Origin of the sequence: Nonomuraea terrae, from assembly GCF_044465245.1 — a bacterium.
In the GTDB taxonomy this organism is placed as follows: domain Bacteria; phylum Actinomycetota; class Actinomycetes; order Streptosporangiales; family Streptosporangiaceae; genus Nonomuraea; species Nonomuraea terrae.
In genome coordinates this window covers 246,841-267,744 of record NZ_JBITLL010000002.1, presented here as the reverse complement: position 1 = coordinate 267,744, position 20,904 = coordinate 246,841, and the positions used below count along the sequence as shown (strand labels likewise).

The 20,904-nt window shown below is 71.6% G+C and carries 20 protein-coding genes, 6 tRNA genes and 1 pseudogene; 8 read left to right on the top strand and 19 right to left on the bottom strand.

The window, feature by feature from the left end:
* Positions 1-778 precede the first annotated feature (778 nt).
* From ACIBP6_RS07505 to ACIBP6_RS07470, 8 genes and pseudogenes are all read right to left on the bottom strand, one after another.
* Positions 779-1,027 (bottom strand): annotated as a pseudogene (locus ACIBP6_RS07505) (DUF4158 domain-containing protein); the annotation flags it as partial.
* A 627-nt stretch (positions 1,028-1,654) separates the two neighbouring features.
* The gene (locus ACIBP6_RS07500; protein ID WP_397049779.1) at positions 1,655-2,473 is read right to left on the bottom strand and encodes a nitroreductase/quinone reductase family protein; all 819 of its coding nucleotides are present in this window, start codon (positions 2,471-2,473) and stop codon (positions 1,655-1,657) included.
* A 263-nt stretch (positions 2,474-2,736) separates the two neighbouring features.
* Positions 2,737-2,810: transfer RNA gene (locus ACIBP6_RS07495), tRNA-OTHER, on the bottom strand.
* 35 nt (positions 2,811-2,845) lie between these two features.
* Positions 2,846-2,926 (bottom strand) — tRNA-Tyr (locus ACIBP6_RS07490).
* 5 nt (positions 2,927-2,931) lie between these two features.
* Positions 2,932-3,006: transfer RNA gene (locus tag ACIBP6_RS07485), tRNA-Arg, on the bottom strand.
* A gap of 1 nt (position 3,007) precedes the next feature.
* Positions 3,008-3,080, bottom strand: a tRNA-Glu gene (locus tag ACIBP6_RS07480).
* Between the two features lie 6 nt (positions 3,081-3,086).
* Positions 3,087-3,159 (bottom strand) — tRNA-Leu (locus ACIBP6_RS07475).
* 5 nt (positions 3,160-3,164) lie between these two features.
* A tRNA-Ala gene (locus ACIBP6_RS07470) sits at positions 3,165-3,235 on the bottom strand.
* Positions 3,236-3,546: 311 nt separating this feature from the next.
* Between ACIBP6_RS07470 and ACIBP6_RS07465 the strand changes: the two genes are divergently transcribed.
* Positions 3,547-4,137 carry a TetR/AcrR family transcriptional regulator gene (locus ACIBP6_RS07465; protein WP_397049777.1) on the top strand — a complete coding sequence of 197 codons (591 nt, stop codon included), beginning with the start codon at positions 3,547-3,549 and terminating at the stop codon, positions 4,135-4,137.
* A gap of 47 nt (positions 4,138-4,184) precedes the next feature.
* Here the strand turns inward: ACIBP6_RS07465 and ACIBP6_RS07460 are convergent, their stop codons facing one another.
* The 4 genes from ACIBP6_RS07460 to ACIBP6_RS07445 all read right to left on the bottom strand — a co-directional run bounded on the left by ACIBP6_RS07460 (position 4,185) and on the right by ACIBP6_RS07445 (position 7,451).
* The gene (locus ACIBP6_RS07460; RefSeq protein WP_397049775.1) at positions 4,185-4,511 is read right to left on the bottom strand and encodes a transcriptional regulator; all 327 of its coding nucleotides are present in this window, start codon (positions 4,509-4,511) and stop codon (positions 4,185-4,187) included.
* A gap of 1 nt (position 4,512) precedes the next feature.
* A complete protein-coding gene (locus ACIBP6_RS07455) occupies positions 4,513-5,112 on the bottom strand; it encodes a hypothetical protein (RefSeq protein ID WP_397049773.1) in 600 nt (199 codons plus the stop codon).
* Between the two features lie 160 nt (positions 5,113-5,272).
* Positions 5,273-6,757 carry an MFS transporter gene (locus ACIBP6_RS07450; RefSeq protein WP_397049771.1) on the bottom strand — a complete coding sequence of 495 codons (1,485 nt, stop codon included), beginning with the start codon at positions 6,755-6,757 and terminating at the stop codon, positions 5,273-5,275.
* An 82-nt stretch (positions 6,758-6,839) separates the two neighbouring features.
* On the bottom strand, positions 6,840-7,451 hold the full coding sequence (locus ACIBP6_RS07445) for an NADPH-dependent FMN reductase (protein ID WP_397049769.1): 612 nt from the start codon (positions 7,449-7,451) through the stop codon (positions 6,840-6,842).
* Between the two features lie 99 nt (positions 7,452-7,550).
* Here ACIBP6_RS07445 and ACIBP6_RS07440 point away from each other — a divergent pair, with 99 nt between their 5' ends.
* Entirely contained in the window at positions 7,551-8,186 is a 636-nt protein-coding gene (locus tag ACIBP6_RS07440; protein WP_397049767.1) for a TetR/AcrR family transcriptional regulator, read from the top strand.
* 71 nt (positions 8,187-8,257) lie between these two features.
* Here ACIBP6_RS07440 and ACIBP6_RS07435 read toward each other — a convergent pair whose 3' ends face one another.
* Entirely contained in the window at positions 8,258-8,629 is a 372-nt protein-coding gene (locus tag ACIBP6_RS07435) for a YybH family protein (protein WP_397049765.1), read from the bottom strand.
* Positions 8,630-8,700: 71 nt separating this feature from the next.
* Here ACIBP6_RS07435 and ACIBP6_RS07430 point away from each other — a divergent pair, with 71 nt between their 5' ends.
* Entirely contained in the window at positions 8,701-9,576 is an 876-nt protein-coding gene (locus ACIBP6_RS07430) for a LysR family transcriptional regulator (RefSeq protein ID WP_397049763.1), read from the top strand.
* Between the two features lie 4 nt (positions 9,577-9,580).
* Here ACIBP6_RS07430 and ACIBP6_RS07425 read toward each other — a convergent pair whose 3' ends face one another.
* The 3 genes from ACIBP6_RS07425 to ACIBP6_RS07415 are packed head-to-tail and all read right to left on the bottom strand — an operon-like array spanning position 9,581 to position 11,704.
* The gene (locus tag ACIBP6_RS07425) at positions 9,581-10,204 is read right to left on the bottom strand and encodes a TetR/AcrR family transcriptional regulator (RefSeq protein ID WP_397049761.1); all 624 of its coding nucleotides are present in this window, start codon (positions 10,202-10,204) and stop codon (positions 9,581-9,583) included.
* Complete coding sequence (locus ACIBP6_RS07420; RefSeq protein WP_397049759.1) at positions 10,204-11,061, bottom strand: class I SAM-dependent methyltransferase; 858 nt, start codon at positions 11,059-11,061, stop codon at positions 10,204-10,206. The genes ACIBP6_RS07425 and ACIBP6_RS07420 overlap by 1 nt, the downstream gene beginning before the upstream one ends.
* A 40-nt stretch (positions 11,062-11,101) precedes the next feature.
* Positions 11,102-11,704 (bottom strand): TetR/AcrR family transcriptional regulator, encoded by a 603-nt coding sequence (locus tag ACIBP6_RS07415; protein ID WP_397049757.1) that lies wholly within the window; start codon positions 11,702-11,704, stop codon positions 11,102-11,104.
* Positions 11,705-11,815: 111 nt separating this feature from the next.
* On the opposite strand from ACIBP6_RS07415, the gene ACIBP6_RS07410 reads away from it, so the two are divergent.
* Positions 11,816-12,844, top strand: a complete 1,029-nt coding sequence (locus tag ACIBP6_RS07410) for a hypothetical protein (protein ID WP_397049755.1) — start codon at positions 11,816-11,818, stop codon at positions 12,842-12,844.
* A 51-nt stretch (positions 12,845-12,895) separates the two neighbouring features.
* Here ACIBP6_RS07410 and ACIBP6_RS07405 read toward each other — a convergent pair whose 3' ends face one another.
* On the bottom strand, positions 12,896-13,279 hold the full coding sequence (locus ACIBP6_RS07405) for a nitroreductase family protein (protein WP_397049753.1): 384 nt from the start codon (positions 13,277-13,279) through the stop codon (positions 12,896-12,898).
* Here ACIBP6_RS07405 and ACIBP6_RS07400 point away from each other — a divergent pair.
* Complete coding sequence (locus tag ACIBP6_RS07400; protein ID WP_397049751.1) at positions 13,278-13,709, top strand: MarR family winged helix-turn-helix transcriptional regulator; 432 nt, start codon at positions 13,278-13,280, stop codon at positions 13,707-13,709. The two genes, ACIBP6_RS07405 and ACIBP6_RS07400, sit on opposite strands and share 2 nt — an antisense overlap.
* 30 nt (positions 13,710-13,739) lie before the next feature.
* Here ACIBP6_RS07400 and ACIBP6_RS07395 read toward each other — a convergent pair whose 3' ends face one another.
* A complete protein-coding gene (locus ACIBP6_RS07395; RefSeq protein WP_397049749.1) occupies positions 13,740-14,312 on the bottom strand; it encodes a TetR/AcrR family transcriptional regulator in 573 nt (190 codons plus the stop codon).
* A 64-nt stretch (positions 14,313-14,376) separates the two neighbouring features.
* On the opposite strand from ACIBP6_RS07395, the gene ACIBP6_RS07390 reads away from it, so the two are divergent.
* Positions 14,377-14,874 (top strand): FBP domain-containing protein, encoded by a 498-nt coding sequence (locus ACIBP6_RS07390; RefSeq protein ID WP_397049747.1) that lies wholly within the window; start codon positions 14,377-14,379, stop codon positions 14,872-14,874.
* Positions 14,875-14,961: 87 nt separating this feature from the next.
* Entirely contained in the window at positions 14,962-16,173 is a 1,212-nt protein-coding gene (locus tag ACIBP6_RS07385; protein WP_397049745.1) for a cytochrome P450, read from the top strand.
* Here ACIBP6_RS07385 and ACIBP6_RS07380 read toward each other — a convergent pair.
* Positions 16,133-17,479, bottom strand: a complete 1,347-nt coding sequence (locus tag ACIBP6_RS07380; RefSeq protein WP_397049743.1) for an FAD-binding oxidoreductase — start codon at positions 17,477-17,479, stop codon at positions 16,133-16,135. The genes ACIBP6_RS07385 and ACIBP6_RS07380 overlap by 41 nt on opposite strands.
* Before the next feature lie 107 nt (positions 17,480-17,586).
* On the opposite strand from ACIBP6_RS07380, the gene ACIBP6_RS07375 reads away from it, so the two are divergent.
* Positions 17,587-20,886 carry a BTAD domain-containing putative transcriptional regulator gene (locus tag ACIBP6_RS07375; RefSeq protein WP_397049741.1) on the top strand — a complete coding sequence of 1,100 codons (3,300 nt, stop codon included), beginning with the start codon at positions 17,587-17,589 and terminating at the stop codon, positions 20,884-20,886.
* Positions 20,887-20,904 lie beyond the last annotated feature (18 nt).

Genomic DNA, 20,904 nt, shown 5'->3' with positions numbered 1-20,904 from the left:
CCATCACCGGCTGGAAGGCGGTGTCGTTGCACCGGAACCTGAGCGCGCGCAGCAGCTTGGGCAGCCCACGCCGGTAGTGCCGCGAGTAGGAGCCGCGCAGCTTGACCCGCACCCGGGTACGGAGCTCCTTCTCGTTCGCCTTGGCCTCGGCGATGATGTCAGCCAGCTTGGCCGTGCCCACCACCGGATAGATCGCCGTGCGGACGAGCTCCTCGGACAGGTCCAGGGCCGCCTGGGCGAGCCGGGCCAAGATGCCGTTCTTGCCCTGCACCCGCCGGAACTCGCTGCTGATCTCGTTCTCGACCTTCCTCTCGGCCCGCACGCTGATCTTGTGCACGAGCTGGATCAGCAGCTCCACCAGGCCGTCGATCATCTCCGCCTTACGCACCCAGCACAGCGCCGCCAGCAAGGTCAGCCTGATCGGCTCGGGTGCGGCGGCGAAGTCGGACGGGTACATGCGCATCGCTCGCGCCCGCCACGCCTCCACGACCTTCTCCGAAGCTCCCTCGAAAAGATCCTCCGGTAACCCGATCGCCTTGACCCGCTCCAGCTTGACGATCTCGGCCAGCAGCGTCTCGAGCTGCAACGGGCCCGGGTCCTCCTTCAGCTCCTGCAGAAAGCTGCGCGCTCCGGCAGCCCCGGCCTCACTCTCGCCCTCCGGGTCGGGGTCGGGAACCGCGATCAAATCCTCCAGCGCGGCCACCGCCGAGACCGGCAACCGCCGCGTCGTGGTGGCGGTGAACTGCCGCTCAAACAGCGCCTCGGCCGCGCCGGCCAGCCGCTCGATCTGCTTGGGTGTGGGCGGCTCGGTCCGTTCCTCCCGGCAGCGGGCCAGCAATGCGGCACGCAGCCGCTCCCGCGACGTCTCTACCGGGCACATCTCGTCGGCCGGCCAGAACGTCAGCTTGTCCTCATCAGCGACCGTCGGCTCGCGAAAGCCGTGAAACCGGCGGATCTGCGCCCGGTGATACTCCATCGTGCTGCCCGACCAGCGGTACTCGGCGAACATGGCCGCATCGACCTTCACCTGGCCCGCCACCTAGTCCACCGCGGCCTGTCGGCACGTCCTCCCGGCGCGGGAAACGGCCCTCCGACTCGAAGAACCCGAGCAGCAGCGCGAATCCGAGACGGGTGGCACCGCTCTTGTTCGCCAGTAACTCGACCTCGGCCTCATCCAGTGCCCAGCACTCGATGAGGTTCTCCAGCTCCCACTCTCTGCGCATCGGCAGGGGCCCTTTCTCCCCCGATCGCACTGAAGCTTCGCAAGCACCCTGCTCGGTACAGATGTCGCTACGGCTCCGTACCGCTCATCCGTGACCACTACGTGGCGATCCTGAAATGTTACAGAGAGTTGCTTTGGGGCTGGTCGCACGTACCCGAGTGGCGGGCCCGAAGCCGCGGTCGGCGTCCGTCCGCCTCGCTCAGCGCGAGCAAGATGGCGTGGTCGACCGGAGACATGGAGCCGCCGGGCGGCGAGCGTCATCATGACCGGGCTCTTGGAGGCGTATGTCCGCCGGGGAGGCGGGGGCGCCCGGCGGCGTGACGGCACGAGAGTGCCGCCGCGAGGTGGTGAGAAGTGTGGCGCCGGGCCCGGACGCCCTTTCAGAATACGTCCCGCCTGTCCCTGTTGTCACAGGGACACCCCGGTGTGCGGTCAGTTGAGCAACGGGACGAGGTGCTCCTCCTCGTAGTCCAGGTGGGCCTCAAGCTCGCGGGTGAGCCGCTCGACCTCGGCCAGCAGCGTCCCCGGGTCGGTGTCGTCGGCCGCCAGGAGGGCCTTGAGCTCGCCGAGCAGCCGGGCGACGGTCGCGTGCTCGGCGCGCAGCCGGTCCATCACCGGCGCCAGCTCGGGGTAGCGGCGCTCCAGCGCGGGGAACATGAAGCCGTCCTCGCGCTCGTGGTGGACGTGCAGGCCCTGGCACATGGTCAGGCAGGTGACGCGCAACTGTGCGCCCAGCCGCGGCCCGGACGCGGCCGCCTCCGCCCGGATCAGTTCCAGTTCCCGGCGGAAGGCGTCGTGCATCCTGATCAGGGCGTCGCCCAGGGGGCCCGCGGGCGGCCCGGCGTCGACCGGCAGCAGCGCCACCACCGGCAGTGGCCGCCCGGCGCGGGCCTGGTAGTCGCCCCATCCCGGGTCGGCCTCGACGGCGCGGGCGAACATCCGCTCGCGTTCCTCGCTCTCCAGCACCACGGCCTTGGCCGGGTAGGTGAAGACGCCGTCCTCGACGGTCACCTGGGGGTGGGCGCGCAGGTTGTGGTACCACTGCGGGTGGGCGGGCGCGCCCCCGGCCGAGGCGATGATCAGCAGGCGGTCGCCGTCGGGCAGGTAGCCGAGCGGCGTCGTGTGCGGGGCGCCCGTACGGGCTCCGGTGGTCGTCAGCAGGAGCAGCCGCGCTCCCTCGAAGACGCCGCCGACGCGGCCCTGGTTGGCGCGGAACTCTTCGATGATCTGCTGGTTGAAGTCATCGGGCATGCTGAGTACGGCTCCAAGCGTGAGGGTGTCGATGACATGGGAGAACCCGCACGGGCATGCCGGCGCGGACGGGTGTTACGACACCGCTGGAGGCATGGGACGACGCGCGGGGGCAGCGTGCTCAGGCACGACCGATGAAGTGAGCGGTCACGGCGTCATCCCCTTGGATTCGGCGCCTCCATGCCACCCCCGTCCTCTGCGGGCGGCGGCACGCGACGCGACCGCCATTACACGATCGTTCACCGACCGCTGTCAACCCCGTGTGGAGACGCAGGCGAGAGTCGAACTCGCACGGTCAGGCTTTGCAGGCCTTCCTCCGCAACCCGCGAACTGCGCCGGGCCGCCCCGGCCCCCATCGTGTCGGGGTGAACGTGCGCGAGGACGGAGTCGAACCGCCACAGCCGAAGCGTCCGGTTTACAGCCGGGTGGGCTCACCGTGTGCCCAGCTCGCGCATGCGTGGCTCCAGCAGGACTCGAACCTGCGGCGGACCCGGTTTCGTAGACCGGCGCTCTGTCCACTGAGCTATGGAGCCGTACCCCGTACCGGACTCGAACCGGCGATTTCCCGGGTGAAAGCCGGGCGTCCTGACCGCTGGACCAACGGGGCCTTGCGTACGTCCGGCGGGATTCGAACCCGCACCGTCCGGTTCCTTAAACCGGTGCCTCTGCCATTGGGCCACGGACGCGAGAATGGACCGACGGGATCTCGAAACCCGAACTCCTGCGTGCAAGGCAGGTGTGATGCCTTTTCACCATCGGCCCACGGCGGTTTGACGTGCGGAAAAGAAAAGGCCGCCTGGTTCTCACCTGGCGGCCTTCGGATGTCCTGGCGTGGATTATCCCGAAGCCTGCCTGGCCGGTGCGGCGCATCGGCGACAGCGGAGTTCCCGCTCGAGTGCGATCCGCATGGCCCGGCCTTTCCCTGAGTAATTCACCGTGAAGCGGAATTCGAACCCGCCCCGTCTTTCTTCGTGTCCGACATTAACGACCACCTCCGGCGCCGTGCCACTCATTTATTCTCGTCAAATCCAAGACGGACCGTCTCGTCTTGTGATGGTGCTAGGCTGTCCCTCATGGCCAAGCAACCCGACCCGTCCCGGCGCAGCGAGCGCTCCCGCCAAGCCGTCCTCGCCGCCGCCCGTGAGCTGGTCACCGAGGTCGGATACGCCAAGCTGTCCATCGAGGCCATCGCCGCGCGGGCCGGCGTCGGCAAGCAGACGATCTACCGCTGGTGGCGTTCCAAGGGAGCGGTGGTCTTCGACGCGGTGCTGACCCTCAGCGAGGGTGACGACGGCGTGGCGCTGCCCGACACCGGCGACATCGAGGCCGACCTCAAGACGGTGATGCGGGCGACGGTGGCCGAGTTCGCCGACCCGGGCTTCGAGGCGCCGATCCGGGCGCTCAACACCGAGATCCTGCAGGACCCTGAGCTGGCCGCCCTCTACCGCGAAAAAGTGGCCGGCCCCGTCGACGAGGCCAAGAAGGCCCGGCTGCGCAGCGCCCAGCAGGCGGGCCAGATCGCCGCCGACGCCGACCTCGACCTCGCGCTGGAGTTGTTGTACGCGCCCCTGTACCAGCGCTGGCTGCTGCGCTCGGGGCCGCTCACCGCCGACTACGCCGACGCCCTGGTCGAGCTCGCGCTCAAGGCGCTGCGCCCGGCTTGACGTCGGAGTCTTCCACCGGCACTGCAGAAGGTCACGTCAGGGGAAATTCAGGCCTCGGAGGGGACCCAGGCGCGGGCGGCCTCGTGCAGGCGTACCAGCCGGTCCCAATGTTCGGCGACGATGGTACGGCCGGGCTCGGTGAGGCTGACGACGGTTCGGGGACGGCGTTCGGCGGTCTTGTCGATCTTGACGACTCCGCCCTTCTCCAGCTTGGCCAGATGGCTGGACAGGTTTCCTTTGGACAGGCCGGTGATGCGCTGGAGGTAGAGGAAGTCAGCGCTTTCGCAGGCCGACAGCGCACTGGTGATCGCCAGCCGGGAGGGATCGTGGACCAGCCGGTCGATCTCCGTCATGTCCGCGAACGGGGTGCCCACCTCATTCCTCCTCGCCGGCAGGTCGCGGAAGCGAGCGCACCAGAGCGCGGTGGTCGAGCAGGCCGTTGACGACGAGCAGCGCGCCGATGGCCAGGAGCAGCCAGAGGGGATCGGCCGAGGCGAAGGGGTGCTCTCCCGACGGGGTGAGCACGCCGAGCGGGGCCAGGGTGAGGGCCATGAGCGCCACGGCCGAGGCAGGGTAGTGTCCGCGCCCAGGCCAGGGTGGTCCGCCGATCAGCGCGAGGAAGACGGCGAAGATCAGACCGCCGGTGAGATGTCCGGGCGTCCCGGCGACGTTGGCGGCGGTGACCACCACGAGCACGCCCGACAGCAGCACAGGGATGAGCCAGAAGGCGTGGAACCTGGCACCGTCGCGCCGCGGGATGACCGTGCCGAAGGTCCCGCGGTAGTAGCGGGTCACAGCGGCGAGCAGAACGGCGAAGAGCAGGACGGGGGGGACATGGTTCTCCCGGACGCCGTCGAACGCGAAGGACCCGACGATGAGGCCGAAGGCGGCCAGATAGAGCCCTCGGCGCTGAGCGTACTCGGCGGTGGATCGGCGGATGCGATCGAGGCGATCGAGTTCGTATGAGTTGACCATCGGACCTTCCGGTTTGCGGTACAGACCTTGCTCGCAGTCTAGGACCCGGGTGCGAGGTTTGCAATGCAGACCGTTCGGCGCCTGTACCCGCGCAGGTTCCGCACTCCCGGCGAGTCCAGGCGACGTACGGTTGCCGACTCGGCTCCGCCGTGGCAGGGAGTCAGGGCTGGAAGGGGCGACCGGCGGGGGGTCGTCGCCGGGACGGGTTCAGCAAGATCCAGACGGCAAGGGCGATCACCGCGCACACGGCGGCGACGGAAGAGAGCGCCAGCTGCCAGGCGTCGGTGAACAGGGCGGCATCCAGAGCCCTGTCCGGGCCGGTGAGATCCCCTGCGGCGACTCGGGCGGCGGGCTCTGCGGCCCCGAGCCGCGACTGGAGCAGGGTGATGAGGCCGGTGCCGAAGCCTGTCACGATCAGGGTGGAGCCACCGGCGCGGATGGTGTTGAGCAGGCCGGTGGCCATGCCGATGCGGTCAGGCGTCACCTGGTGGAGGGCCTGTGCGTCGGCAAGGCCGGCCCCCAGCCCCAGGCCGATGCCGATGGTGGCCAACGGGCCGAGAAGCCCGAGGGCGGTGATGGCGGGGTGGAGCACGGTGAGCCACGCGTTGCCGGCCGCGATCAGCAGCAGGCTGAGGGTGATGAGGATCCGTGCTGGGATGCCGTGGTCGACCAGCCTGCCGGCGACCTGCGGCAGGAGCAGAACCGGGGCGGTCAGCATCAGCATGGTCAGGCCCGCGGACCGGGCCGAGGAGCCGACCGCGCCCTGCAGGTAGATGGGCAGGTACATCTCCACTCCGGCAGGCCCGGCCGCGACGAACAGGCCGGCCAGCGACCACGCCATGAACCTCCGGTCGCGCAGCACGCTCAGATCGAGCACCGGGTGGGGGCTGCGGAGCTCGATCAGCGTGAGGACCGCCAGCAGGAGCGCCCCGGCCGCGATGGGCCCAAGTACTCGCACGTCGCCCCATCCCGCTTCGGCTGCCTGGTTGACCCCGAACATGACCAGCGCGAGCGCGCCGATGAGGGTGAGGATGCCCGGCAGGTCGAGCCCGCGCCGGTCAGCCGCCCGGGATTCCGGCATGAACCACGTCGCCGCCCACAGCAGGATGCCCGCGGCGGCGAAGACGGCGAACGTGGTCCGCCAGCCGAGCGAATCCACCAGGACACCGGACAGGGTGGGGCCCGCGGCCAAGCCGACTCCGGCGGTGGTGCCCATGGCCGCGAACGCCCGGGTGCGGGCCGTTCCGCTGAAGCCGGCGCCAAGGATCGCGCCTCCACCGGCCATCACGCCGGCCGCGCCGATCCCCGACAGGGTCCTGGCCGCGTTGAGCAGGATGATGTCGCCTGCCAGGGCGCCGGCCCCGGCTCCGGCGGTGTAAAGGACGGCGCCTACGGCGAAGACGCGACGGCGTCCGAACAGGTCACCCAGCGAGCCGGCCACCAGCATCAGTGACGAGGCGGCCAGGAAGTAGCCGACGAGCACCCACTGCAGGGCCGGTCCGGTGGCGTGCAGGTCGACGCCGATTCGCGGCAGCGCGACGGTCGTGCCGGACATCAGCATCGGCAGGGTGAGGAAGCCCAGCAGCACCGCGGCCAAGGTCACCGCCGGCCGGCCCTGACGTCGGTGGGCGACCACCACGCTCATGGGAGGCGCCTTCCGTCGAGCCCGGCAGTGGCCTCGCCGCAGAGCGCCGGCCCGGTACGGCCCGGCAACCGGTGGCGCATGCTCACATCGCCACCGCCGGACCGGCGGGCGCGCGGAGCTTCTTCAGGGCTCCCGACCAGGCGATGACCTCGTCAAGCAACTCGTTCAGCGTCGGCTCCTGATGTGGTCCCGGGGCGATCGTGCCCGGCTCGGCGGGGTCGGTGATCTCGAAATCGGTGAAGGCCGACAGCGCCACCTGGGTGCGTACGTTGGCCACCTGCAGCTCGGTCATGATCTGCCGCAGGTGCTCCACGGCACGCACGCCGCCGTGCACGCCGTGGCTGACGAAGCCGGCCGCCTTGTTGTTCCACTCGGCGAACAGGAAGTCGACGGCGTTCTTCAGCGCGGCCGGGGCCGAGTGGTTGTACTCGGGGGTGACGAAGACGAAACCGTCAAAAGAGGAGATGGTCTGGGCCCATCGGTGGGTGTGCGCGTGGTGGTAGTCGCCGAACAGGGCGGGCACGGGCTCATCCAGTACGGAGAGGCCGTATTCGGCCAGGTCGACGATCTCGAAGGTCGCCTCTCCGGCGGTGACGGCATGGTGGCGGGCGGCGACCTCGCCGACCCAGCGGGCCGCGACCGCGCTCCGGCGGCGGGGGCGGGTGCTGCCGATGACGACGGCGATCCTGATCATGGGCGTTTCTCCTCATGGTGTGTCGCGGGGGCATGAGGTAAAGTACAACGTGCGTTGTAAAAAGTAAAACGATGACTGTAATTATGCTGGAGGATCCTGATGACCAGGGAAAACGGCACGACGCCGCGCCCTCGCGGGGGGCTGGCCGGCAAGCGGCAGGCGATCCTGAACGGCGCCCTGACGGTGTTCGCCCGCGACGGCTACACCCGCGCCAGCATCGACGCGATCTCGGCCGAGGCCGGCGTGTCCACCCGGACCATCTACAACCACTTCGCCGACAAGACCGAGTTGTTCCTGACCGTGATTCAGGAGAGCGCCACCCGGGCGGCCGACGTCCAGATCGCCGTCATCGACCGCCACCTGCGCAAGGTCACCGACCTGGAGGCCGACCTCATCGACTTCGGCCGCGACTGGGTGACGCCGCGGCCCGACAGCGCCGCCCACTTCTCCTTGGTCGAACAGATCAAAGCCGAGGCGGGCCACATCCCCCAAGAGGCGATCGACGCCTGGCAGGAGACCGGGCCGCGGCGTGTCCGCCGCGAGCTGGCCGGTCATCTGCGACAGCTGGCCGACCGCGGACTGCTGCGGATCGACGACCCCGACCGCGCGGCGCTGCACCTGCTGCTGCTGATCGCAGCCGAACTGCCGGCGCATCAGGCCTCTCTGTCCCCGGAAGAGCTCACCGAGACAGTCGCCGCGGGCATCCACACGTTCCTGTACGGTCACCTCCGCTGAGCCCGCCTGCGCGGTCGATCGGGCTCACGCCCGCGCAGGCCGAGGCCGTCCGGCTGGTGGCCGAACGCGGCTCACCCTCCTGACGGCGTCACGAACTCGGGCTGGTCGATCACGCGCAGCCAGCTTCCGTCGGGCTGGCGCCGAACCACCTGGGCCCGTGCGCCCGCGCCGTCGCGCGGCGGCGTCGAGGTGAGCGCGAGGTCGCCGCAGACCAGCGTCGGCAGCGGCGTCTCCGGCTCGAACGTGGGCCGCCCCGCCAGCACCTTCTCCCACAACCTGCGGATCGCCTCCCGGCCCACCGTCACACTGCCCGGCGGGTACGCCAGCACCGCGTCCTCCTCGTACAGCGCGGCCACCCCGGCCGCGTCGCCCGCGTTGGACCGCTCGACGAACAGGCGGGTGATGTCTTCTGGCCGCATGGCCTTCTCCTGCGTCTCTTCCATGGCTCCAGCCTTGCGGACGCCCGTATCAGAAGTCGAACAGATGCTTTTCATGGAAACTAGAATCTGCGGTTATGGAACTGAGGCAGCTGGAGTACTTCGTCGCGGTCGCCGAGGAGCAGAACTTCACGCGCGCCGCCGAGCGGGTGCACATCAGCCAGTCCGGCGTCAGCGCCCAGATCCGCCGCCTCGAACACGAGCTCGGCGCCGACCTGTTCGACCGCTCCAGCCGCACCGCCACGCTCACCCCCGCCGGCCGGGCCGCGCTCGGGCACGCCCGCGCCGCGCTGGCCGCCGCCGAGGCCGTCGAGCAGGCGGTCGGCGAGGTGGCCGCGCTCATCCGTGGCCGGCTCACCGTCGGCATGGTGGTCGGCTGCACGGTGACGCCGCTGTTCGACGCGCTCGCCGCCTTCCACGCCGCCCACCCAGGCGTGGAGATCACGCTGTTGGAGGACGCCTCCGACCGCCTCGCCGACGACGTCCGCGGCGGCGCCGTCGACCTGGCGCTCATCGGCGCGGCGAGCGCCCCGCCCGAGGGGCTGGAGGCGTACACCGTGGTGAGCGAGCGGCTGGTCGCCGCCGTCCCGGCCATGCATCCGCTGGCCGGGAGCGGGGCGGTGACGCTGGCGGAGCTGGTGGCGTACCCGCTGGTGTGCATGCCGCGCGGGACCGGGCTGCGCACGGTGCTCGACCGGGCCTGCGCCGCCCGCGAGCTGCGGCCCGCGATCACGCTGCAGGCCGGAGCCGCCGACGCGATCGCCGCCCTGGCCACGCGTGGGATGGCGGTGGCCGTGCTCAGCGAGTCGATGGCCGCCGCCTACGCCGACCGGCTCACCGCCCTGCCGATCACCGACGTCGACACGCCCGCCCTGCTGGCCCTGGTGTGGCGGAGCGAGCCGGGCCCGGCGGTGCGCGAGCTGGTCGCCTGCGCCCGCCGTGCGTTCTCCTGAGCGTTCACGCGCGGATGCCGTCCAGGACCGTGGCCACGAGATCGTCGACGAACCCGGGCGGCACGCGCAGCGGCCCGGCCGTCCGCTCGAACACCTGCGGGAGCACCACCTCGTGACACGCCCCGACGATCATGGTGGCGGCGGCCTCGACCCGGGCGTCCGGGGCGATGCGGCCGAGCTCCCGCTCGGCGCGCAGGTAGCCGGCCAGCGCCGGTCGCAGCTCCCAGCGCGGATCGTCCGCGGTCAGCGCGGCGAACCGGGCCAGCACCTTCGGCTGCGCGGGCAGCTCGGCGAGCACTGGCAGGAGCTTCGCGTGCAACGCCAGCCCGTAGTGGACGTACGCGCGCAGACCGTCCTCGACGGCTCCCTCACCGGCCCGCGGCGGATCTCCGAGCGCGAGCCCCGCGGACCGGACGCAGGCCCGCAGGGCGTAGGCCAGCAGCTCCTCCTTGGCGGAGAAGTGGTTGTAGAGCACCCCGTCGGCCACGCCCGCCTCGCGCGCGATGTCGCGGACCGTGAGCCGGGCCAGCCCGCGCCGCCGGATGAGACATTCGGCTGTGGCGACCAGGTGGTCGCGCAGACTCACCTCGCCGGCGTCGCGCAGGGCGGCGGCCTTCCTCGGGCACATCACCGCGCCGCCGCACCTCCCGTCCACCGCGCGGTCACCAGCCACTGCGCGCCGGGCAGCACCACTCCCCCGTCCCCCGCGTACGGCGCCAGCGCGGCGCTGAGCCTGGCGTGCGCCTCCTCCCTGGTCAGCGCCGCGTCGCGTTCGAGGAGGTAACGGGTCGGCCCGCTGCTCAGGAAGCCCTCGGCCGCCTCGGCCGGCGTGCGCCCGAACCACTGGGGCACGTGCAGCGCCTCGATCGAGACGTCCGCGAACGCGGCGAGCACCTGCCGGATGCGGACGGGATCCGACAACGCGAACATCGCCGGCGCCTGCCCCGGGTACGCGGCCACCACGGCCTGCGGGCGCGGCGCGATGCCCAGCAGCGCGGCGACCGGCACCACGTACCACTCGCACTCCTGGGCGGGCTGCGGGACCACGAACACCAGCCGCCCGCCCGGCCGCAGGGCCCGCCCGATGTTGGTGAACGCGGCCACCGGGTCGGTGAAGAACATCACGCCGTACTGGCTGATCGCCGCGTCGAACGCGCCCTCGGGGAACGGATGCGCCTGGGCGTCGGCCTGCTCGAACACGACGTTGCCGATCCCCGCCGCGTCCAGCCGGGCGCGTTCCAGCATCGGCCCCGACAGGTCGGCCCCGAGCACCCGTCCCCGCGCCGCCCGCCGCGCGGCGGCGCGGGAGGACACGCCCGCGCCACAGCCGATGTCGAGCACCCGGTCGTGCTCCCCGACGCGGGCGGCGTCCAGCAGCCGGTCGATCAGTTCGGCCTCGGACGGGTCCTGCTCGGCCCCCGCCGCCCAGGCCTGCCCCTCTGGCCCGTTCCACGCGGTGTACTGCTCGGTGTTACGCACAGCCATCGCGAGCTCCGATCATGAATGAACGTTCATGAACATGAGTTCACAATGACGGCGTCGCGCTGTCAATACCGCGCCGCCGGACCAGCGGCAGGAAGACCTCGTCGACGATCTCGACGAGCACCTCGTCGGGCGCGGTGGGCGCCCCCCGCACCACGAACTCGTTGCGCAGCAGCACGATCGCCACCGTGGCGACCCGTGGGTGCAGCGCCTCCGGGGCCGCCTCGCCGCGGGCGACCGCGCGGCCGAGCACGGTCAGCCAGGTGGCCGCCATGGTGTCGGTGGACTGCTCCGGCAGCTGCGCCAAGAACTCCGCCGCGCCACCGGCCGCGGCCATCAGCTCGCGCAGGATCGCGCCCAGCGGTGAGCTCCAGTGGCGGTTCGCCCGGCGCAGCAGTTCGAGCGCGTCCTCACGCAGGTCGCCGGTGTCGGGCGGCTGGACGGCGGTGGTGAGCCGCCGGTACGCGGCGACGCCGAGCGCGAGGCGGTTGGGCCAGCGGCGGTAGATCGCGTTCTTGTTGGTGCCGGCGCGCTGGGCGACCTTGTCCATGGTCAGCCCGGCGTACCCGGATTCCGTGAGCTCCTCGACCGCGGCGCGCAGGATCGCCTCCTCCAGCGCGGCGCCGCGCCTGCGCGTCTGCGTCATGGACCTCCCCCATCGGTACGGACGGTGCCTCGCAATCCTGCCCTTGACACCTTCCCCGCGGCAATTAAGGTACTAAACGTACCTTATCTTCGATGGAACGGACACCCACGTATGCGTGCCAAGGGCATCACCTACGACACCGGCTTCGTCCGCGGCGCAACCGTCGCCCGCGAGCGCTTCGACCCGAAGCTGGTCGAGCGGGAGCTGCGCGTCATCCGCGACGACCTGCACTGCACCGCCGTCCGCGTCACCGGCGGCGACCCCGACCGGATGGAGACCGCCGCCACGTTCGCGGCCGGGCTCGGGCTGGAGGTCTGGTTCTCGCCGTACCCGCTGGAGCTGGCCCGCGAGGAGATGCTGGCGCTGTTCGCCGACTGCGCCGACCGGGCCGAACGGCTGCGGCGGCCGGGCTGTGAGGTCGTGTTCGTCACCGGCGCCGAGCTCAGCCTGATGAACCCGGGCTTCCTGCCCGGCGACACCACCGACGAACGCGTCGCCCTCCTCACCCGGCCGGACGGCCTGCGCGAGCGGGTCGCCGAGATCAGCGCGGGCGTCAACGACTTCCTGGCCGAGGCCGCGGCGCTCGTCCGCGAGCGCTTCGGCGGCCGGATCACCTACGCCTCCATCCCGCTCGAGCGCGTGGACTGGACGCCGTTCGACATCGTCTCCGTGGACCTCTACCGCTCGGCCGAGGTCGCCGGCCGCTTCGCCGAGGGTGTCCGCACGCTCGTGACGCAGAGCGGCAAGCCCCTGGCGATCACGGAGTTCGGCTCCTCCGCCTTCCGCGGCGCCGGCGACATGGGCGCCCGCATCCTGGAGATCGTCGAGTACGACGAGCAGACCGGCAGGCCGCTCCGGCTCAACGGGCGCTACGAGCGCGACGAGGACGGCCAGGCCGCGTACCTGCGCGAACTGCTGGAGCTCTTCGACGCGGAAGGGGTCGACAGCGCCTTCGTCTTCCTCTTCGCCCTCTACGACCACGTGCACCGCCCGGACGGCGACCCCCGCGACGACCTCGACCTGGCCAGCCCCGGCATCGTCAAGGTGCTCGAAACCGGCCACGGCTCCACCTATCCCGACATGCCCTGGGAGCCCAAGGCCGCCTTCACCACCCTCGCCGAGCACTACCAGAAGCACTGACCGCCCTCGTGCGTGTCCTTTGCCTGGAGGGAGGCGGGGAGATGTTCCCGCTCACCACCGATCCCAGTGCAGGACCTCCTTGCGCGGAATGCGGGCAGCGGGCCTGAAGTCGGTGCCGATGGTGAAGGCCAGCGGGATGAACGCCGCCAGCATGACCTCCTCGTACGGCACGCCGAGCACCTGGGCCAGCTCGCGTTCGAGCGGTCCCTGCGCGGTGGTCCACACCGTGCCGAGCCCACGCGCCCGTGCGGCCAGCATGAAACTCCACACGGCGGGCCGGATCGAACCCCACGCCCCCGCCTGCACGGCCACGGGCGCGTTGTCGGTGCGTCCTTCCACGCCAGGAATGACGAACGCCGGCACCCGGTGGATGTTGTCGGCCAGGTGGCGCAGGCCGTCGAAGACCCGCTCGGTGGAGCCGCGGTGGTAGTTCATGCGCCACACGTCGCGCCCGGTCAACGGATGGGCGGTGGTCAGCGGCAGGGCGCGCAGGAAGATGTCGGCCCCCGCCGACGCGCACGCCGCCGAGACGGGGCTCGGGGTGGGGCAGCATCTCGTGCTCCAGATGCTCGACGCCGTCGGCCCCTGCTCCCAGCAGACGCTCAGCGAGGAGCTGCGCATCGACCGCAGCGTCATGGTGGGCATCTGCGACGACCTGCAACAGGAGGATCTCGTCCACAGGGAACGCAACCCCCGCGACCGCCGCTCCTACGCCGTCACCATCACCGACTCGGGCCGGCGACGGCTGGCCCAGGCCCAGACGTCGGTCCCGGCCTTCCTCGATGACACCTTCCGCTCGCTGACGCCGGAGGAGCGTGCTCAGCTGAGCACCCTTCTCGGCAAACTCCTGGGCATCGGCCCCTGACGCCCTCGCCGTGGCGATGGGCGCCGGCCGTCATCCCGCCGGCGGCCAGTTCCGCAGAACGGCGTCGAGGGCGTCCAGAGTCCTGGACCAGGAGGCGTCCGCATCGCGCGGGTGACGGCGGAAGCCGCCCTGCGTCTCCAGACTCACGTATCCGTGGAACGTGCTGTGCAGCATGCGTACGGCGTCGGTCTGGTCGGGCTCGGCCAGGTCGTAGCCGCGCAGGATCGCCCGCGTCATCTCCGCGTGCCGGACCCCCGCCGCGACGTCGATGGCCTCGGAGTCGAGCTCGATCTGCATCGCGGCGTACCGGCCCGGATGTCGCCTGGCGTAGGCGCGGTAGGCGTTGGCGAAAGCCGTCAGCGCGTCCTTGCCCGCGCGGCCGGCCAGGGCCTCGGCGGCCCGGTCGGCCAGCTCCGACAGAGCCAGCGACGCCACCCGCACTTTGATGTCCTGCAGGTCCTTGACGTGGGAGTACAGAGCCGCGGGTTTGACGCCGAACCTGCGCGCCAGCGCCGAGACCGTCACGTTCTGAAAGCCGATCTCGTCGGCCAGGTCCGCCGCCGCCCGGGTCAGGCGTTCCGTGGTCACGCCCGCACGTGCCATGCAGTCTCCTTAAAGGCTTTAATCGTTTGCATACTATCGTTAGGACTGGCTAGCGTGCCCGCCCATGAAACCCATCACCGAAGAGGACCTGCGCGCGTCCTTCGTCAACTGCTCCAGAGGCGAGGCCAAGCGGCTCGGCCTGCCCAGGGGCTTCACCGACCTGCCGTGGGACGACCTCGACTTCCTCGGCTGGCGGGATCCAGGCGCGCCCGCACGCGCGTATCTGGTCGCCGAGCGTGACGACTCCCTCGTGGGGATCGCCTTGCGGGTGACGTCCGGCGCCTCCCGTGCCTTCACCTCGCGCAGCATGTGCTCGCTGTGCCTGACCACGCACACCAGCGGCGGCGTGGCGCTGATGACCGCGCGCCGCACGGGCGAGGCGGGCCGTCAGGGCAACACCGTGGGCCAGTACATGTGCGCCGACCTCGCCTGCTCCCTCTACACCCGCGGCAAGCGGCAGGCCGCTGGAGGCGCGGCCGTGGAGGAGTCGCTCACCCTGGAGGAGAAGGTCGCCCGTACGCGGGCCAACCTGCGCTCCTTCCTGGCCAAGGTGCCTGGCTGACCGGCCACGGTGGGAGCCGGTGCCGAGCACCCATCAGGCCTGTCGGTATATTCCAGTTTTCAATCAGTTTGATCACTGGGGACCATCATGTCTGAACTCCCGCCCGTGGACACCGGGCCGAGCCCGTTCACCGCCGTGCTCGACGAGCAGCGGCACGCGATTTACGCCGCACTCGCCGCCAAGGGCCCCGTCCATCACGTCACGGCGCCGACCGGCGTGAAGGCGTGGCTGGTGACCGACTACGCCGTGACGAAGGCGCTGATGGCCGACCCGCGGCTGGTCAAGGGCGGCTGGAAAGCGGCCGTGTACGCCGACAAACTGCCCGAGGACGTGGCCCGCGGCATCCACACGACCATGCTCAACAGCGACCCGCCCGACCACACCCGGCTGCGCAAGCTTGTCATGGCGACGTTCACCCGGCGACGGGTCGAGAAGCTGATCCCGCGGATCCAGCAGAAGACCGACGAGCTGCTCACCGCGGCCGAAGGCGAGCAGACCGTCGACCTCGTCTCCGCGCTGGCGTACCCGTTGCCGATCTCCGTCATCTGCGATCTGCTCGGCATCCCCGAGGAGGACAGAACCGACTTCCACGCGTGGGCGACCCCGACCGTCTCCCCCGGCGTCTACAGCTTCGAGGAGTACCAGGACGCGGCCACCTCGCTGCTCCGGTACAGCCGCGAGCTGATCGCCAAGAAGCGCCACGCCCCCCAGGACGACCTGCTCTCCGACCTGATCGCCGCCCGTGACGACGGCCAGGGGCTCACCGAGGACGAGCTCACCTCGATGATCTACCTGCTGGTGCTGGCCGGCCACGAGACGACGGTCAGCCTCATCGGCAACGGCGTACGGGCCCTGCTCACCCATCCGGACCAGCTCGCCCTGCTCCGTGCCCGTCCCGAACTGCTCGAACCGGCGATCGAGGAGCTGCTGCGCTACGACGGGCCGGTCCAGAGCTCGCTGCCGTACTGGACCGTGGAGCCCGTCGAGATCGGCGAGGTGACGCTGCCCGCGGGCGCGGGGGTGTTGTTCGCGCTGATGGCGGCCAACCGCGACGAGGAGCAGTTCCCGCAGGGCGACACCCTGGACATCACCCGCGAGGCTCCCACCCATGTCGCCTTCGGGCACGGCATCCACTACTGCGTCGGCGCGCCGCTCGCCCGGGTCGAAGCCCGCATCGTGTTCCGCACCCTGCTCGACCGCTACCCGGACCTCCGCCTGGCGGCGCCGGCGGACACCCTGACCAGGACGCCATCCCTGATCATGAACGGTCTGACCGCCCTCCCCGTCCACCTCCGCTGACGCCGAGTACGGGGAAGTTGCTGCGGAAGGTGCCGCGCGGATCGCGGGCGCGCTTGAGTGCCCTGAGCCGGGCCAGGGTGTCCGGGGTGAAGGCGCTCGCGGCGTGCTCGCCCGCCGCCAGGAAGGTGAACGGTTTGCGGCCGCTGGTGTGCGGGACGAGCGTGCCGGCGATCTGACGCAGGCGCTCGCGTACGGCGGCGCCGCCGTCCTGCCCGGGGACGCCGAACAGGTAGAGGGCGAACGGCTCGTCCAGGTGCCCCGCCGGTGTGCCGGACGGGCAGGCGAGGGCGCCGCCGAGGTGGCGCAGCTGGACGCTGAGCAGCGGGTCGATCGGGCGCCGCAGGAGCGCCGCCGCCACCTCGTCGGTCAGGCCGGTCAGGAGCTCGGCATGGGACTGGCCCGGGCCGGGGTCGGTCGGTTCGGCGGTGATGGAGCCCAGCCGGGCGATCGGCAGCATGGCGCGGGAGTCGGAGAGCCGCTCCGGGATCTTGTCCAGCGGGCTCATCAGGGCCTCGGCGTCGCCGCCGTCCCCGAGGAAGGTGGCGTCGACCGCGACCATCGGGGCGGCGCCGGGGAACCGCAGGAGGTCGTACCAGAGGGTCAGCTCGTCCGGGGCGGTTCCGGTGATCTGACGGTAGGCGTCCAGGACGGCCGCCGCGTGGTCGGCGGGCCACAACAGCCGCCCGCCGTACAGGCGCGGCGCCGGGTGGAGGGCGAACTCGATCGCGGTCACGATGGCGAAGTCGCCGCCGCCGCCGCGCAGCGCCCAGAACAGGTCGGGGTCGGTCTCGGCCGTCACGCGGGCGCGGGCGCCGGTGGCGTCCACGACATCGAACGCGCACACGCTCTGGGAGGCGAAGCCGTGCTTGCGGCCGAACCAGCTGAGGCCGCCGCCGAGGGTGTAGCCGGTGACGGTGACCACCGGACTGCTGCCGGCCAGACCGACGAGCCCGTACGCGCCGGCGGCCTCCAGGACACTCCCCCACGTGACGCCCGCCCCCACGCGGGCGATCCGCTCGCCGGGATCGATGTCCAGCTCGTCCAGGCGGGTGGTACGCAGCAGGATCACCTCACCGGTGTCGCCGCCGGCTCCGTGGCCGCTGGGCTGGGTCGCGATGGTCAGCCCGGCCAGACTCGCGTGCCGGACCAGGGCGGCCACGTCATCGGCGTCGGCGGCCTCCACCACGGCCAGGGCGTGCTGCTCGACCGCCAGGTTCCAGGGCCGCCGCGCCTGCTCGAACCCCTCGTCGCCCGCCGCGAGCACCGTGCCGCGGACGACGCCGCGCAGTTCGTCCCCAATGTTCATGACTTATTGCCTTTCGTCGCTGATATTTCGTGGATGGCTGCATCATGTCCGGCCGGGGCTGGCATCGAGTTGGGATCGAGTTGAGGTGCCGTAGGGTTGGCGGCGATATGGCGCGGTTGGATTTCCGGCTGTTCGGCCCTCTTGAGGTGCCCGGCGGCGAGCGGGGTGTGCTGGATCTCGGCACGCGCAAACAGCGCGCCCTGGTGGCGATGCTGGCGCTGGAACCCGGGCGGGTGGTGTCGCTCGACCGGCTGATCGAGGAGTTGTGGGCCGGCGACCCGCCCGCCCGCGCCACCCGCACCCTGCAGGCCTACATCGCTCACCTGCGCAAGGTCCTGGAACCCGATCGGCCGCCGCGCACGCCGCCGGACGTCCTGCTGACCCGCGAACCGGGCTACCTGCTCGCCGTCGCGCCGGGACAGGTTGATCTGTGGCGGTTCGTCGCGTGGGCGGACGAGGGCCGGGCGGCGCTGGCCAGAGGCGCGCACGACAAGGCCCTCGAGTCCCTCGACCGGGCCCTCGATCTGTGGCGGGGCGATCCCCTCGGGGAGTTCGCCGATCAGGAGTTCGCCGAGCCCGTCGTCACCCGGTTCGCCGAGACACGCATCACCGCGCTGGAGGACCGCTTCGACGCCCGGCTGGCCCTGGGCGAGGCCGCGTCCCTGGTCCCCGGGCTGGAGACACTCGTCGAGGACGGGCCTTACCGCGAGCGCGCCTGGTCGCTGCTCGTACGCGCGCTCTACCGGGCCGGCCGGCAGGCCGACGCGCTGGCCGCGCTGCGCCGGGTGCGTGCCAGGCTGGCCGACGACCTCGGGTTGACCCCCGGACCCGACCTGGGGGAACTGGAACGGGCGGTGTTCGACCAGGCGCCGGAGCTGCGCCTTCCCGTGCCGGAACCGGCCGCCCCCGTCGTCGTCACCGCGCCGGAGCCGGACGGCCTCATCGCGCGGTCGGCCGAGCTGGAGCTGGTGGAGCTGCGGCTGAGCGAGGCGCGGCGCGGCCGGGGCGGTGTCGTCCTGGTCACCGGCGAGGCGGGAATCGGCAAGACCCGGCTGGCGAGCGCGGCCGCCGAACTCGCCGCGGCGCGCGGCTTCCGGGTCGCCTGGGGGCGCTGCGCGGACCGCACCGCACCGGCGTTCTGGCCGTGGACGCAGATCCTGCGTGCGGCCGGAGACGTCTCCGGCCTGCTCTCCGGAACGGCGCCGGTGCCCGAGCAGGATCCGGCCGCCGCGCTGTTCGGTCTGTACGAGCAGGTCGTGGACGTCCTGACCCGGGAAGAGTCGCCCTTGGCGGTCGTCGTGGACGATCTGCACTGGGCGGCCGTGTCGTCGCTGCGGCTGCTGGATTTCGTCGCGGAGTCCGCCGCCCGCCACCGGTTGCTCGTCCTCGTCACCTGCCGTCCGGAGCCTGGCGACCACCCCGATGCGCTGCGCGACACCCTGGCCGTGCTGTCGCGGTCCGGCGAAAGGCTGGAGGTGCCCGCGTTCACGGCCGACGACGTGGCGTCGTACCTACGTACCAGGAAGGTCGCCGAAGAGCCGGGCCTGGTCGAGGCGCTGCTGGAGCGAACCGGCGGCAACCCCTTCTTCCTGGGGGAGGTTCTGCGCCTGCACGGCAGCGAGGGAAAAGTGCCGAGCGGCGTACGGGACGTGATCGGACGCCGGGTCGCCCGGCTGCCCGAGGAGACGCGTGCCATGCTCGCGGCCGCCGCGGTCGTCGGCCGCGACCTCGGCATCGACCTGCTGGAGGCCGTCACCGACACCACCGCGGAGCAGGTGATGGCGGCCCTTGAGCCCGCCGTCGCGACCGGCCTGCTGGCCGAGCCGGAGTCCGGGGCCGACTACCGGTTCTCGCACGCCCTCGTCCGCGAGGCGCTCTATGCCGGGCTCACCCGATTGGAACGCTCACGTCTCCATCTGCGGGCAGGTGAGGCGCTGGAACCCGTTCTGCCGGAATCGGAGTCCGCCACGCTGGCGCACCACTTCGCGCAGGCGGGCCGGTTGGGCCAGCCGGACAAGACGGTGAAGTACGCCTCCCGCGCCGCCAGGCACGCCATCGGCCAGCTCGCGTACACCGAGGCGGTCGACTTCTGGACCATGGCCCTGTCGGCGCTCCCGCCTGGCCGGGACGGCGAACGGGCCCGCGTTCTCCCCGAGATGGGACACGCCCACCGCGCCGCCGGACGGCCGCAGGACGCGCTGCGCGCCTGGGAGGAGGCGATTCGCCTGGCCCGCGCAATCGGCGACCGGGAGGCGCTCATCCCCGCGGTCACCGCCATCGGCGGACCGGCCCTGTGGAACTGGCGCCCGTACGGCGTCGTCGACGACGACCTGGTCACCGTCATCGAGGACCTGCTGGACGGCCCGCTCCCGGACGCCGACCGCGCCGGGCTCCTGGGCGCCCTCGCTCTGGAGCTGCACTACGGCCCGCGCAGCGCCGAAGGCGAGCGTCACGCCGCCGAGGCCGTCGGCCTCGCACGCCGGGCCGGGGACACGCCGCTCCTGGCCCGTACGATGAACAACTACCTGCTCGCCGCGTTCCGCCCCGGCCGTAACGCCGAGCGTCGCGCGGTGGCCGAAGAGCTGGCCGGCCTGCCCGGGCTCCCGGCGAGCGGCGAGGTGATGGCGCGGGTCTTCCTGATGTCCTGCCTGTTGCGCGACGGCGACCTGCCCGGCTGGGACCGCGAGCTGGCCCGCTGCGAGGCGTTGCTGGGCACGCGGCCGCGTCCGGAGCTGCTGGCGATGGTCCGCATCGCCGAGACCGCCCGCGCCACCCTCGACGGCAGGTGGGACGACGCCGAAGAGCTGCTCGCCAGGTACGGCGACATGCGGTTCGGATCGACACTGTGGGGCAGGCCGTTCCGGCGCCTGGTCACCACGTTCACCTGCCGCCGCGCCCAAGGCCGCGTCCCCGAGATCCTGGACGAGCTGCTGGCCGCCGCCGACGAGCCGCACCTCCTACCCCTGCGGCCCGTCGCCGTGCTCGCGGCCGTCGAGGCGGACCGTCCCGCGCTGGCCCGCGAGCTGATCGACCGGTGGGGAACCCACGTCCCCGACGACTGGGTCGCCGATTTCCTCCTCCCGGTCTGGGGCCTGGTCGCCGCCCACCTCGGCGTTCCGGGCCCTCGTGCGCTCTATGACCGCCTCGCGCCTTACGCGGACCAGTTCGTCGTGGCCGGCATGGGAACCGCCTGCTGGGGCTCCACCCACCTGGTCCTGGAGCGGCTGGCCCGCCGCCTCGGCGACGAGGACGCGGCCCGTGCCCACGCCCGAGCGGCCGCGGAGGCGCACCGGCGGCCTCGTGCGCAGCTCAGGGCGGGCGGATGGCGCTGGTCGTACCCGAGGCGCACGGCCGAAGGCCGCCCGAGCCAGTCACTGACCAGTTCAGCAACCGAGATCAGCCGTTGAGCCGACGCTCCTGAGAGC

Bases quoted from the DNA above. Each gene is read 5' to 3' on its own strand.
- ACIBP6_RS07500 (WP_397049779.1), bottom strand. From the start codon at position 2,473: ATGCCCGATGACTTCAACCAGCAGATCATCGAAGAGTTCCGCGCCAAC.
- ACIBP6_RS07465 (WP_397049777.1), top strand. From the start codon at position 3,547: ATGGCCAAGCAACCCGACCCGTCCCGGCGCAGCGAGCGCTCCCGCCAA.
- ACIBP6_RS07455 (WP_397049773.1), bottom strand. From the start codon at position 5,112: ATGGTCAACTCATACGAACTCGATCGCCTCGATCGCATCCGCCGATCC.
- ACIBP6_RS07450 (WP_397049771.1), bottom strand. From the start codon at position 6,757: ATGAGCGTGGTGGTCGCCCACCGACGTCAGGGCCGGCCGGCGGTGACC.
- ACIBP6_RS07445 (WP_397049769.1), bottom strand. From the start codon at position 7,451: ATGATCAGGATCGCCGTCGTCATCGGCAGCACCCGCCCCCGCCGCCGG.
- ACIBP6_RS07440 (WP_397049767.1), top strand. From the start codon at position 7,551: ATGACCAGGGAAAACGGCACGACGCCGCGCCCTCGCGGGGGGCTGGCC.
- ACIBP6_RS07435 (WP_397049765.1), bottom strand. From the start codon at position 8,629: ATGGAAGAGACGCAGGAGAAGGCCATGCGGCCAGAAGACATCACCCGC.
- ACIBP6_RS07430 (WP_397049763.1), top strand. From the start codon at position 8,701: ATGGAACTGAGGCAGCTGGAGTACTTCGTCGCGGTCGCCGAGGAGCAG.
- ACIBP6_RS07425 (WP_397049761.1), bottom strand. From the start codon at position 10,204: ATGTGCCCGAGGAAGGCCGCCGCCCTGCGCGACGCCGGCGAGGTGAGT.
- ACIBP6_RS07420 (WP_397049759.1), bottom strand. From the start codon at position 11,061: ATGGCTGTGCGTAACACCGAGCAGTACACCGCGTGGAACGGGCCAGAG.
- ACIBP6_RS07415 (WP_397049757.1), bottom strand. From the start codon at position 11,704: ATGACGCAGACGCGCAGGCGCGGCGCCGCGCTGGAGGAGGCGATCCTG.
- ACIBP6_RS07410 (WP_397049755.1), top strand. From the start codon at position 11,816: ATGCGTGCCAAGGGCATCACCTACGACACCGGCTTCGTCCGCGGCGCA.
- ACIBP6_RS07400 (WP_397049751.1), top strand. From the start codon at position 13,278: ATGCGCCACACGTCGCGCCCGGTCAACGGATGGGCGGTGGTCAGCGGC.
- ACIBP6_RS07405 (WP_397049753.1), bottom strand. From the start codon at position 13,279: ATGAACTACCACCGCGGCTCCACCGAGCGGGTCTTCGACGGCCTGCGC.
- ACIBP6_RS07395 (WP_397049749.1), bottom strand. From the start codon at position 14,312: ATGGCACGTGCGGGCGTGACCACGGAACGCCTGACCCGGGCGGCGGCG.
- ACIBP6_RS07390 (WP_397049747.1), top strand. From the start codon at position 14,377: ATGAAACCCATCACCGAAGAGGACCTGCGCGCGTCCTTCGTCAACTGC.
- ACIBP6_RS07385 (WP_397049745.1), top strand. From the start codon at position 14,962: ATGTCTGAACTCCCGCCCGTGGACACCGGGCCGAGCCCGTTCACCGCC.
- ACIBP6_RS07380 (WP_397049743.1), bottom strand. From the start codon at position 17,479: ATGAACATTGGGGACGAACTGCGCGGCGTCGTCCGCGGCACGGTGCTC.
- ACIBP6_RS07375 (WP_397049741.1), top strand. From the start codon at position 17,587: ATGGCGCGGTTGGATTTCCGGCTGTTCGGCCCTCTTGAGGTGCCCGGC.